Source organism: Anaerolineales bacterium (genome assembly GCA_022866145.1).
Taxonomy (GTDB): Bacteria; Chloroflexota; Anaerolineae; order Anaerolineales; family E44-bin32; genus PFL42.
Map to the genome: position 1 here is coordinate 1 of JALHUE010000217.1, position 12171 is coordinate 12171.

Below are 12171 nucleotides of genomic sequence, written 5' to 3' on the forward strand. Positions count from 1 at the left end.
ACACCGGCACCCGCACGCCATCAACCGACACTTCCCCTGAATCCGGATCGATGCGGATCCCGGGGGCGCGGCCTTCCCCCGCGTGACCCCGCAGACGGACAAAGGCTGCCAGCAGCTCCGAACGCACCTTCCCTTCGGAGAGCAGCCCCAAGTCCTCCGTCTCCGGCGAGGGTGGAGCGCCACCCGCAACGGCGGCCTCGACTACCCGCGCCGCCAAGTCGGCCTGCTCCCCGGGCGTGAGCTGGTTCCAGATCTTCAAGCATTCAGCCCGCGCCGCCGGGTGGCGGATCACGTGTTCGCCCGGCGGGCTTCCTGCTACCCCGGGCTCATCCGCTAGCGCCAGGCCGGCGGCGATCAACATCCCCGGATGGCCTCCGGAGACGCCCCAGGCCGTGAGTGCTCTCTCCGGCGTCAGGTCGAGCAGCTTCAGGTCGCGCAATAGCGCCAGCCCTTCGTCCTGAGTCAAAGGCTGCATGCTGTGCGTCGAGCGCGAGAACATCTCGGCGAACTCGTCCTCCAGGACCACACCCCGCAGACTGGACAGGCTGCGCAGCGTCGCCGTCACGAACATCAGCTGCTGGGGGAAGCGATCGCGCAGGGCGCGCAGGTTGAGTAGCGCCCGATCATCGAGGGTCATGTATAGCTCATCGAATTCATCGATCAGCAGACACAGATCTTTGGCCAGTCCGGCGCAGGCCTCGGTCAGGGCCAGGTTGAAGGACAGGGAGGCCTGAAAGGCAGTCTCAGCGTCGGTGACCGAGAAGTGGTAGTCCCGGATCGATGCCGCCAATTCGGGCGGGCCGGCCGGGGTGAGATATTCGAGCAGGGATCGCAGCACGATCTCGTAGAAGGCTTGCGGGGTGATGGCAACGGCTCGATTGCAGTCGACGAACACCAGCCCCGCCTCGCGCCGAGCCGCTTGACGGTACAGGCGGGCGGCCGGCGGGCTGGCCAGGGCCTGCATCAAGGTCGTCTTCCCGGTGTTGCTCAGGCCCGTGACCGCCGCACAGTTTCCGCCGGCGAGATCCTGCAGGATCTGCTGGGAGAGTGAGGGGAAGGGCAGCTCTTGCATGCAGGTTTCTCCAAACACACGGGCAGGGTCCGAGGCTGTCAGACCCTGCCCAACGGGCTGCGATCCATCCGTCGGAACGGGACAGGTAGGCTATACAACCCTCCGGGTGCGCAGGCGTCGGGCCAGGACGATCACAACCGCCAGGGCCCCGCCCATCACCAGCAGGCCGGGTAGGCCGACTTCGTCGGCAAAACCGGTCGAGGGCAGAGCCGTTGGCGTGCCGGTAGCCTGCAGCGCGCTCAGCGTCGCCTTGGCAGCCGCCGTGGCCAGGGCAGGATCGACCGTCGCCAGGGCCACCACCGGAGTGTTGGTCGCCACGGCCACAACCGCAGTCGGGGTAATGGTCGAGGTCGGCGTCCGGGTCGGAGGCGCCTGGGTTGGCACCAGCGTCGGCCGGGCGGCAGCCGCGGTCTGAGTGAAGGAGGCGGCCACGCGGGTGTTCTCGAGCACGATCTGCGTAGCCTCGGCCTCTCGATTCTGGCGCTGGCTGGGGGCGATCACCAGGGCGTACACGCCCAGACACACCATGCTCAACACGAGCAGCGCGCCGATGCCGCCTACGGCGACGACGAACGTCCGGTTCGAGCTTCCCTCCTCAGGGGGAGGTGCACCAATGTCAAAGTCATCGGTCATCGTCGCCTCTCCTTGCTGTGTCGGCCTCTCGGCGGATACTCGCTACTGAATCACTTCCAGGTTCGCTAGCGGGACGCTGCGGGTGCCGGTTCCCTCCAGCTCCACTAGCGCGCTTCGCGCCAGTAGTCCGCTCGGATAGTCTACTGCCTTCGTCGGCAAATCACGAATGGCGCCGACCGCACCGGCATAAGGCGGCCGCAGGACCCGGACTCGAGTCCCCGGCGTCAGCGCCACCACTTCCTCCGGCAGCTCGCTCTTGCGCGTGGCCGGCAGGGGAATGATGATCTCCGGCCGCTGCTGACTGAAGGCGTCTCCCATACGGGCGTCGATCGCAGCCTCACGGCCGGCGCTGGTCGTCAGTAGACCGTAGGCGGCGCTGTTCATCGGGATCTCCCCGAAGCCCTCGGTCAGCACGACCGGAAACGGCATCCGCATCAGCTGGGCCACCAGATCGAACGTGGCCGAGCCCACCACCAGACCGCGGACGGTGAGCTGGGTCATCTGCTGTAGGGGGCCTGCCTGGTTGAGGATGCCCCCGATCAGCAGGGCACCCCGCAGGTTGATATCGAGTTGATCGGAGCGGATGCTCTCGCCGGCGCCTCCGACCGTGCGCAGCATAGCGAACTCCTGCCGCCCGTTGCCCCAGATACCCTGCACCAGAGCCCCCGGCGTCTCGAGAGTCACGCTGCGTGTTCCGTCGGTGCCGATGATCATCCCCGGAAATCCCGCTCGCAGGCCAATCGGTTTGCCCCGCACCTCATACAGCAGCCGGCCGCGATGGAAGGTGACAATCCTCCCCGGGGCCGGAGCACGCACCGTGCGCCGACCGACCCCGGCCGGACCGGCGATCAGCTCGCCGGCTTCTAGGCGGTCTCCCGCCTGATGGAGCAAATAGCGTGCCACGTCTCTCTCGTGAACCCCAAGTGCTCGGACCAGATCGAGGAAGACATGGGACGGCGCCAGCTCGCCCTCGGCGATTACATCGCTGGCAAGCACCTTCTCGTTCAGGCGCGCAATCACAGTCCCTGGCGCCGGCAACTGGCGTTCCCGCCGGATCAGGGCCATCGGTATCACATGGGAGACAAGCGCAAGGATCTCCGACATCTCAGCCGTCCGCCTGCCTCGTTGCAAGACCCATACCAGGCCGGGTCATTCCACCGCCCCTATGTCCCACAGCCACTTGTGATTTAGATCCCGCCGCCGTTCCGGATCGCGGGGCAACGGCAGTGGCCGGCCGCGAGCATCGACAACGAGCCCGAGTGAGCTGCCAAATACCCGCAGCGTTCCGGCTTTGCCCGGGCCGCCGAAGCCGACATCGAAGCCCCGTTCCGGGCGGAGCATCAAACGCCCGTGCAGGGAGGGCCCCATCGGCACAACCGTCAGCTGGCCGTAGCGAATCACCCCCTCGGTGACCTCGCCATCGTCCCGCTCCAAACGCAGATGCAGGATTGGCCGTCCGACTTTTGCCCGGCCGACCGGGGAGACCACCGTTCCCAGGCTGACGAAGCTCCCGGACTCTAGCACCTGGACGCTGGCCATCGGCAGGGTGCTCATGGCAGCCCCCAGACTGGGCGCCAGGTTGTAGGGGTCGAGGACCATCGTGACGACGCCGGTCGGCTGCAGGGCGTCCAGCAGCGCAAGAGCGGCATAGCCTGGCCGGGGGGTACGCGACAGCACCCCGCCGCTGGCGACAATCCGCTCCATCGGCGGCAGGAAACCGGTTCGGTTGACCGCCTTCGGCCAGGAGGGCCGCCCGAGAACAAGGGCCACCCGCAGAAGCTCGCGGGCCAAGGCAAACTCGAGGTGCAGCTCATCCTTCTCGGCCGGCACTGTCCCCGGGCGCAGGCTCTTGTTGTAGATATAATCCCGCACCCGGCCCAGCGGCATTTCCACCGGCAGCCAGCGCTGGATGTCCTCCAGATCGGCATGCCGCAGCAGGCCGGGCAGCGAGGCCCCCAACCCGAGGTCAGTCCGCACGGTCATGTGCAACGAACCACCAAAGGAGGCAGCCAGCGTGACGTGACTGGCTCCGACATCGACGCCGAGGACACCCCGTCGCGGGTCGTAGATGTGCCCCAGGTAGCGCAGCACTCGCCCGAATCCATCGGCGGTCAGCAGCATGTGGCCTCCCGACCACTGCCGCAGTTCCTCGAGACCATTGATGCGGGAAGAGCGCAGTTCGGCAATGGCCTCGGAGACACGCTGCCGGGCCGGCGACAGGTCCTCGACCTCCAAGCTCGGACGGATGTTCGGCGCATGCAAGACCGGAACCCCTGGGCCGAAGACCTCGGTGATGGCCTGGCCGAGCAGGCGGTTGCCGGCGAAGACCACCTGCGGCCGATCCTCGTCTTGGCTCATGCCAAGGGCCAGCCCGATCGACTCGGCAATGCGCAGCACGCTCTGCCCCGCCCCGCGGTCGGTTCCCCCGGCCATCAGCACCAGATCCGGCCGGGCGCTGCGGATCAAATCGATCCGCTCTTCCTCGCGGCGGCGATCGGTCAGCAGGACTTCGCCCACGATTTCAACATACGAAGCGTCAGCTAGGCGGCGCAGGCTCTGCATCGAAACGCCGGGCATCATCCCGACCAAGACCGCCCGAACCTTGGGGCCGGCCGAGGCTGTGGCCACAAACATGTCGACCCCTGCCCCGCTGCTGCTGGCCGGCATGATTAGGTTTTCACTCTCGTCGACCAGCGGGCGCCCAGTGACTGACTGGATCTGGTCAATCGCCTGCCGCACGCCCTCGCTGATGTCGAGCAGCGGAGCCGCCGCCGTCGTCGCCGCCCGTCCTGTGGCGACCAGGCGGAAGCGTCCATCGACGACGTCGAACAAGCTGGCGCGGGTGTTCACGCTGCCCACGTCGATCGCCAGCATGGTCTCGGCTTCAACGCCCGTGTTCATCCCACGACCTGGCCTATCAGTCCGAGTATGGTGCCCCACAGAAACTGGACCCGCTGCGCCAGCACGACGACGGCCGCCAGGATGGCGCCGCCGAACATCACGCCGAAGGTGATGGCGATGAACGCCCCGCCGGCTAGCCGCACCCCGCGCTGCCAGCTGCCCATCGAGCCGGTGACTGAGAGGCCGGAAGCCTTGCGCTGGGTGAAGCGGAAGCTGGCCAGCGTCAGGAGTGTACCGGCCAACACGATGACGACGTTCGCTAGCCGCTCGATCCCGGCCTCCCCCGTCCGCGGCGCCACGGCGGTCGGGTTCAGGGTTTGAATGGCCGCCGCCGACTGCGGCAGCAGCGTTCCGGTGATCGCGCCCCCGACGACTACCGCCGCCGCCACACCCACCAGCAGCGCCACCGGCAAGCTGCCGAGGCGGGAGGACCCCGGCGAGAGTTTGAACAGTAGGAGCACCACCAGCGCGCCGGGGACCAATACGCCCACGATCAAGTCCAAATCCAACAGCCCGCCGGCGCCCGCCTGCAGCACCGGGTCGATCAAACCTGGCCACAGCACGCTGCGGATGGCAATCGCCCCGGCGTATCCGGAAGCCACTCCGATGAATAGGTAGGCTGCAATGCGAAAGAGCGGATTGTCACCGATCAGGTAGCTCAGGACCATGAGCGTCAGCAGCCCGGCCACAAGCGGGCCAATCAGGCTGTCCAGCATGGCCGCTATGTCGGTCATCGCTGGGGAGCTCGCGCCTTGCGCAAGGTTTCGACCCAGGCGACAAAGGCCGGAACGCTGCCCAGGACCATCAACACAGCCGCCGCCCAGGAGGTCAAGCCGAAGGCATTCCACAGGCCAAATGCGGCCCCAGGCCGGCCGACGCGCATCGAATAGGAAAGGGCGGCCGGCAGGCCGGACAGCATGCCATCTACCTGCGGGTTCGGGGCTTCATAGTACGGCCGGATCACCGGATCGGCGCCGGTTGTGATGACGACCACCAGCGGTGTGGCACCCAGCCAAGGCGTGGCTTGCTCGATCCAGCTGCGGGCGCTCTCGGCGTTGGCGCTGATCACCGTCACCATCCCGAAGTCTGCCAGTTCATCGACGCCGGCCAGCATCGGCACCTGCCACGGCGACTTCAGTTGCGTCCCGTCCGGCGCGGTGGGCAGAGCGTAGCCGCTGACAGGCACTGCCAACGGGTTCTGGCACCACAGCTGGATGCCGGTGGATCCCCCAGGCAGGTACCCTAGATTGACGTAGCCTTGTCCGCTGCTGTACCCGTAGTTGACGCCGATCGTCGTCAGCATCTGATCGGCCATCATGGCACCCGCAGCCCGCGTCGAGAGGGCCGTGATCGCCATCCCCTGCTGCATCATCTGATCGAACATCGGCTCAGCAACCGCCTGCATCTCCGCGGCATTCCCCGGCTCATAATCGAACACCACCAGCGATGGCCGGTTGACCGGAGCAGCCGCAATCAGGTTGACCAGTGGATCGAGCTCAAGCGGGACGGTCGCCGGCAGCGGGAAGGTCGGGATTCCCAGCACGGTCGGCAGGGCGGCTGCCGCCAGCAGGACCCCGGCCACCAGCCAGCGCACGATCGGCACCCGGCGGCGGCGCGGCCCGGCTGGGGACACCTCCCGCTGCTCTTCTTCCACCAGGCGGTGCATCAGTTCGGCCTGGGCGTACTGACGCTCGGTGACCTCGAGCATCGCCGGGGCCGCGCTTGCCGTGCGCGGGATCGCGACCACCGGCTCCGCCAGAAGCACGCCGCGCAGACCGGCCAGCGGGCCAGCCGCCTCGACGACCTGTTCTTCCTCCGGGCCGATTTCGACCGAGGAGCGGAACGCATCCACGGGACGCATGGCTTCGAGCCATGCAGGCAGCGTGGCCGGCGCCAGGTCCGGCTTGCCTTCGACGGCCGCCTCAGCCGCCGCTTCCGACCCCAGTTGGCCAAGCCACTCCGGCAGGGAGAGGGCCTCGGCCGAGAAGTCGTCTCCGGGCAGCTGGGGGCCGGAAAGGTCCTCGGCCCTCATCAAGGCAGGAACGTGCGGCATTCCCCTCCCACTCGGGGACGAACCGGTTGCCTCCGCCTCCAGCTGGCCCAACCAGTTGGGAGTCTGGCCCTCCCCCGATGCCCCGCGGGCCTGTCCGCTGTCAGCGGGGGAGACTCCGCTGGACGGCGGGCCTGCTTCCCGCAGCCCCAGCGTCGGGCGGCCGGCCCTCGGGCTCCCCGGCGGGTAGAACACCCCGCTGTCCGTGTCCTCAAGGTCCGGCAGTTGCAGAGGCGGCAGCGGTCGAGACTCCGGCTCCTGCAGGTGAGAGGCTGAAGACTCCGGGAGATCGGGAACGCCAAGCGGCAGATCGCTCCCCGAGGCCTGCTCCGCCTGGAGCTCACGAATCCGCGCCAGCCAATCCGGGACGCCATCGGCCTCGCTCCCCGCCGGCTGGCTGCCGGGGGTTTCTCGGGCGTCAGCCGAGGTCCCGTCGGTCAGACCCGCCTCCTGCACCCAGCTCGGCGGATCCCCGGCTGGGGGTCCTTTCTGCCAGGAGGCATCGGCGCCGCGGAGTTGTGAGAGCCAATCGGTGCTCGGCTGTGGGGGCGGGGCCTGCGGAGCCTCGCCCTCCGTCTCCCGCCGGATGCTTGCGAGCCAACCCGGCACCTCGCCCGGCGGCACAGCCTCGGGCGAGAGCCGGAAGCCGCACTCGTCACAGGCGACTGTGTCCGGAGCGTTGAGATGTCCGCAGTTGGGGCAGCGAAGATCGGCCAAGCTCAATCTCCGTAGGGCCGATCAGCGGCCAGCAGCACCCGCAGGCCCGCCGTAATCGATCCAAGTGCCACGCCCAGCAGCAGGCCACGCGCCCCGCCTACCGCCCACACCTCCGCCAACCAGGTTCGCAGAATCCCGAAGGGCTCCGCCAGCCCGGGCAAGATGAACCAGGGGACAGTGCCGAGGATGAACACGACGGCCGAGACAACGAAAACCAGGTTGAACGGGTTGGGTCGGCGGGCGATCAGCCGGTAGCCTGCGGCCGTCAGGCTGACGGCCAGCAGGGCGACCATCGTCGCCTCGACCGGTAACTGGACGTAGCGGAACAGCGAAACCACGGCGCGGTTGTCCACCCCAAAAAGCATCCCGAGGGCAAAGGTCACGACCAGCATGACGACCAAGAGCGCACTGTAGGCCCAGCCCTTCTGCTGGCCTCCGATCTTCCCCAGGTGGATCCCGATCAGGTTCAGCAGGCCGACCAGGAGAGCAGCCGCGCTCAGCAACACCGCCGTCCGCTTCAACCACTGGCTTGCCTCGCCCAGGTAGGGCAGGTCAAGGAAGTACGAAGCCAGGACGAGCGCCCCGGCCAGTCCAGCGACCGCCGCCAGCAAGATGGTTGAGGCGCTTCTCAAGGGATGACCCCGAAGGTCTTGAGCAACGTGCCAACCAGGACAACGGTGACGATCAGAACCCGCACCAGATCCTGCGTCCGCAGGCTGCCGCGGTGCATCAGTCCGACGTTCAAGTAGGCGCCGCCGGCGAAGACGTCTTCACCCACCAAAGGATTCTCGGCCGTGGCGAATAGCAGCGCCTGCGACTGCACATCTTGGGTGCCGCCGAGGGTGAAGGCCTGCTTGCGCTGTCCGACATCCGCCACCAGCGCTCCCTCCACACCGTAGCCTCCCACCATCAGATGCACCGACGCATCTTCATCGTTGAGCACAGCCGGGATACCCGCCGCGTAGGACAGCGGCGTGGCACCCACCAGTCTTCCGGAACTGGCATGGTAGCGATCGACCGCCCGCGCCCGGCGGTAGGCGGCGCGGATGCTGTCCTGCGCCAGGATGACCAGGGCGCCATCGGCGGCCGTCACCACCGGCGGCCGGTCACTCATGGTTGCGGCCTCGGCCACCCGGTTGAGCATCGACAGTCCCGCCAGCGCCGGCCCCGTCTCTCCCCCGAGCAGGGTGCCGGTCCCCAACGAGAAATGCACCCGCTCGCCTGCCTCGACCGCCCGTTCGGTGGCCACGCCCAGGGCATCGAAGGCGGGAATCGGCCGGAAGCGGGCAGGCCAACGACGCTCGACCAACGCCAAGGTGACCATCAGGAAGGCGAATGCCACGAGCACGAACAGCCCAAGCCCGCCCACCATCGTCATCGTCCGTGCTCCGGCTTCTCCAACTCGGCGATGGCGCGCGCCAGCGCCTCACGATCCTCCAGCAGATGAGCAGTGTTGGCCATGGCGGTGGAACGTCCGCAGATCGGTTGGAGGAGATAGAGCACCTGAGCGCCAACGGGCGCAAGGGGAGATACCGCCTCGAGAACGGCCGCGGCGGTCATCCCCCCGCCCGTCTGGTGCAGCCACCGCAACCAGGTGGGCATCAGAGGCGAAACAGGGTCCATCGCGCGCAGTATAGCATAACGACCCGGCCCAGGCCACTCGCCGTACCCCTGGCGCAAGCTCGGCGGCAGCGGCCACTTCTTCGGCTGACGGGCGGGCTCGGCGGCCGACCCTGGCTCGAGGGACCGGGATGGGGCGCGCTATAATCCAGCACGCGTGTTCGAGGCTGGCAGCGTGAGTCTGGACCTAGCGAAACTCCTCTCGCAGGTGAACCAACTCGGGGAAGAAACCGCCCGGCGGCAGTCCGAACGCGCCGCCTCGGTGCCCCAAGCCCAGTCCGCCTTGCGGCAGGCGGCCGAGCTCGAAAGCGATCTCGTCCTGCAGCGCATCCAGCAAGCCGGCGATCGCTGGCGAGGCGCGGCCCCTGGCCCAGAACGCTGGCAGGTCAGCCACCCTCCGCCGCCCCTGCCGCCGCGCTGGCACGCCATCGGCGCCGATGGTTCTCAGGTATACCCCGACCGCCACGCGGCGGCCCAGTTCTCCCTGGTGAACGTCGGCAGTTTGCGTCTTACCCACGGCAGCGGCGAGCCGCCCGTGGTCAGCAGCCAGCCCCGGCTGTTCTTCCGGGAGACCGAGCTGACCACCTCCCAGGGAGAGGCGATCGACCCCGGCCTGGTGAACGGACTGCGAGACGTCGCCGAGATGGCCGAACTGGCGCAGCTCGCCGACCAAACCCGCCCGGAACCGACCCTGGCGCTGTTGGACAACGGGCTGCTGCTGTGGATCGCTATCCAGGAGATCGTTCACCGCCCCCAGGAGGTCGATGAACTCCTGGCCCGATACCTCGAGGAACTCACCCGCCTGCGTTCTTCGGATGCTGCTCTGGCCGGATTCATTGACCGGCCGCGGGGCACCAACCTGATGCGGCTGGTTGAGCTGTGTATGCTGCCGGAGGGACAGGTCAATCCTGAGACCGCCCGCATCCGCCGCTTCCCCAATCTGGTGGACCGCGATCTGATGCATGCCCTTCTGCCGGAAGGCCACCGCAGCGCGCTGTTCTCGGTGGTCTCTCCGTTGAATGCCGGCTTCGAGAGCCATGGCCACGGCGTGCACTTCTTCTACTTGAACACCGGCTACGACGGTCAGATCGCCCGCGTCGAGGTGCCGGCCTGGGTTGCCGACGATCCGATCCGGCTCGGCTGGGTGCACGCCGGGATTCTCGAAGAATGCCGCCTGACCGGGATTCCGTACGTGCTGGTCCGGGCCCATGAGCTGGCCGTGGTCACCCAGGAAGACCGGAAAGCGCTGGAGTCGCTGATCGCCAGCGCGCTGCTGCGGCAAGGGATTGAACCCAGGATCTCCCAGAAGTCGACGACCAAGCGCTGGACGGCCGCACGCCGGCGGCACCGGCTGTAGGGAGGGCGGCAGGCATGACCGAGAAGCAGACGGTGATCGGACGGGTGACGCGCTGCAGCATTCAGGGATTCGTCGGCGGCATCCGGCTGCGCCAGCCGGACCTACCCACATTCGGCGGCTGGTGTCAGGCGCCCGCCCAGGGGGGCGAGACCTCCGTGATCGGCCTGATCTACGACATCAGCATCGAGGATGACGAGCTCGCCCGGCAGCTGGCGGCGGCCGATGCACCCCTGCCGGAACAGCAGGCGGACAACCAGTACAACCGCCCGATCCCGATCGAAATCCAGGCGCTGGCGGTCGGCTATCGCCGCCACGGCGCCTACATCCAGGCGCTGCCGCCGCAACCGCCCATCACCCTGGCGGAGATCACGTCCCTCGATGCGGCGGAGGTGCGCACCTTCACCCAGCGCCTCGATTTCCTTCCGATGGCGCTGGCCACGCCGGAGGTGCCGGCGGATCAGGTGGTGGCTGCGGCTCTGCGCCAGGCAGCCCAGGCGCGGCCCAAGGACGAGCGGCGGGCGTTCCTGCTTCAGGCTGGACAGGAGTGCGCTCGCCTGCTCGGGCAGGACCTCGGCCGTCTCGAGCGCCTGCTGCGGGACCTGCAGGCGGGAGGTGAGGCATGATGCCGACGCCACTCCAGCCGCGCCCATGCGCGGGCCCGCGGGAGGTCGAGCGATGAGCGAGTCCTCCCGCCTCGATGGGGTCTTCGCACCCCGCCCGAGCGAGATCCCACTCGGCCTGGTCGTCGGCGGGTCGCTGTCGGAGGGGCTTCAGGTCCGCCTCGATCCGCGCCTGTCCATCGAACGTCTGGCCGTCGGGCGCTATGTCGTGGTGGAGGGCAAGAGCGGCCGGCGCTTCTTCGGGCTGGTGACCGACATCGCTCTGGCCGCCACCAATCCCAATCTGCCGCATCAGCCGCCGGATCCGTCCGACGCCTTCTCGACCGAAGTCTATGGGCGGGCCGTCGCCTACGGCACGCTGCACGTCAGCCCGATGCTGATGCTCGACCCGGAGGACGATCAGCCGCGGCCGATCAAGACCATCCCCTCCCACTTCTCTCAGGTCACCGAAGCCACCGCCGAGGATGTCGAGCGGGTCTTCGGCGCCGAGGATGAGAAGCACCTGTTCCTGGGAACGCCACTCGACATGGAGAACGTGCATGTCAACCTGGATCTAGCGCGCTTCGTCGAGCGTTCTTCGGGCGTGTTCGGCAAGAGCGGCACGGGGAAGTCCTTCATCACCCGCATCCTGCTGGCTGGGATTGTCAGATCGGGCCAGGCATCGGCGCTGATCTTCGACATGCACAACGACTACGGCTGGGCCGTCAAGGACGAGGCCGGACGCGAATTCAAGGGCCTGCGCCAGCTGTTCACCGGCGGGCAGGTGGTGACGATCACGCTGGACATCAAGACCTCCCGGGCGCGCGGCAGCAAGATCGACGGCGAGTTCGGAATCGCCTTCGACCGGATCGAACCCGAAGACGTCGAGATGCTCACCGGCCTGATGGGCTTGAGCGACGTGCAGCGCAACGCCCTGTACTACCTACGGCGCAAGCTCGGCGCCGGCTGGGTGGCCAAGCTGCTGGAAGAAGAGGACGCCGAGGGGGAACTCCAGGCTCTGGTCGAGAGCGGGCGCATCATGGAGGGGACGCTCGACGCCATTCAGCGCCGATTCCAGGCATTCTTCCCCCGCATGGGGTTCGTCAACAGCCAGGTCGGCCAGGACATCGTCGAGCAGATCTTCCAGTACCTCAACAAGAAAGCCAGCGTCGTGCTCGAGTTCGGCAACTACGGCAACGAACTGGCGGCTTACATCTTTGTC

The 12171-nt window shown here is 67.7% G+C and carries 12 protein-coding genes; 3 read left to right on the top strand and 9 right to left on the bottom strand.

Annotation, left to right across the window (positions count from 1 at the left end):
• The 9 genes from MUO23_06865 to MUO23_06905 all read right to left on the bottom strand — a co-directional run.
• Positions 1–1072, bottom strand: a 1072-nt coding sequence (locus MUO23_06865; protein ID MCJ7512677.1) for an ATP-binding protein, incomplete at its 3' end; no start/stop codon positions are given.
• Positions 1073–1162: 90 nt separating this feature from the next.
• Entirely contained in the window at positions 1163–1705 is a 543-nt protein-coding gene (locus tag MUO23_06870; protein MCJ7512678.1) for a hypothetical protein, read from the bottom strand.
• A gap of 42 nt (positions 1706–1747) precedes the next feature.
• Complete coding sequence (locus tag MUO23_06875; GenBank protein ID MCJ7512679.1) at positions 1748–2809, bottom strand: hypothetical protein; 1062 nt, start codon at positions 2807–2809, stop codon at positions 1748–1750.
• 45 nt (positions 2810–2854) lie between these two features.
• Positions 2855–4606 carry a glutamate mutase L gene (locus MUO23_06880; GenBank protein MCJ7512680.1) on the bottom strand — a complete coding sequence of 584 codons (1752 nt, stop codon included), beginning with the start codon at positions 4604–4606 and terminating at the stop codon, positions 2855–2857.
• Positions 4603–5340 (bottom strand): hypothetical protein, encoded by a 738-nt coding sequence (locus tag MUO23_06885; protein ID MCJ7512681.1) that lies wholly within the window; start codon positions 5338–5340, stop codon positions 4603–4605. Before MUO23_06885 ends, MUO23_06880 begins: the two co-directional genes overlap by 4 nt.
• Positions 5337–7373 carry a zinc ribbon domain-containing protein gene (locus MUO23_06890; GenBank protein ID MCJ7512682.1) on the bottom strand — a complete coding sequence of 679 codons (2037 nt, stop codon included), beginning with the start codon at positions 7371–7373 and terminating at the stop codon, positions 5337–5339. Before MUO23_06890 ends, MUO23_06885 begins: the two co-directional genes overlap by 4 nt.
• Before the next feature lie 2 nt (positions 7374–7375).
• Positions 7376–8005 carry a hypothetical protein gene (locus MUO23_06895; GenBank protein ID MCJ7512683.1) on the bottom strand — a complete coding sequence of 210 codons (630 nt, stop codon included), beginning with the start codon at positions 8003–8005 and terminating at the stop codon, positions 7376–7378.
• Positions 8002–8751, bottom strand: a complete 750-nt coding sequence (locus MUO23_06900) for a hypothetical protein (GenBank protein MCJ7512684.1) — start codon at positions 8749–8751, stop codon at positions 8002–8004. The genes MUO23_06895 and MUO23_06900 overlap by 4 nt, the downstream gene beginning before the upstream one ends.
• Complete coding sequence (locus MUO23_06905; protein MCJ7512685.1) at positions 8748–8933, bottom strand: hypothetical protein; 186 nt, start codon at positions 8931–8933, stop codon at positions 8748–8750. The genes MUO23_06900 and MUO23_06905 overlap by 4 nt, the downstream gene beginning before the upstream one ends.
• Before the next feature lie 235 nt (positions 8934–9168).
• Here MUO23_06905 and MUO23_06910 point away from each other — a divergent pair, with 235 nt between their 5' ends.
• From MUO23_06910 to MUO23_06920, 3 genes are all read left to right on the top strand, one after another.
• Positions 9169–10350, top strand: coding sequence for a DNA double-strand break repair nuclease NurA (locus MUO23_06910; protein ID MCJ7512686.1), 1182 nt, complete (start codon positions 9169–9171; stop codon positions 10348–10350).
• A 14-nt stretch (positions 10351–10364) separates the two neighbouring features.
• Entirely contained in the window at positions 10365–10973 is a 609-nt protein-coding gene (locus MUO23_06915; GenBank protein ID MCJ7512687.1) for a hypothetical protein, read from the top strand.
• 52 nt (positions 10974–11025) lie between these two features.
• Positions 11026–12171, top strand: a 1146-nt coding sequence (locus MUO23_06920; GenBank protein MCJ7512688.1) for a DUF87 domain-containing protein, incomplete at its 3' end; no start/stop codon positions are given.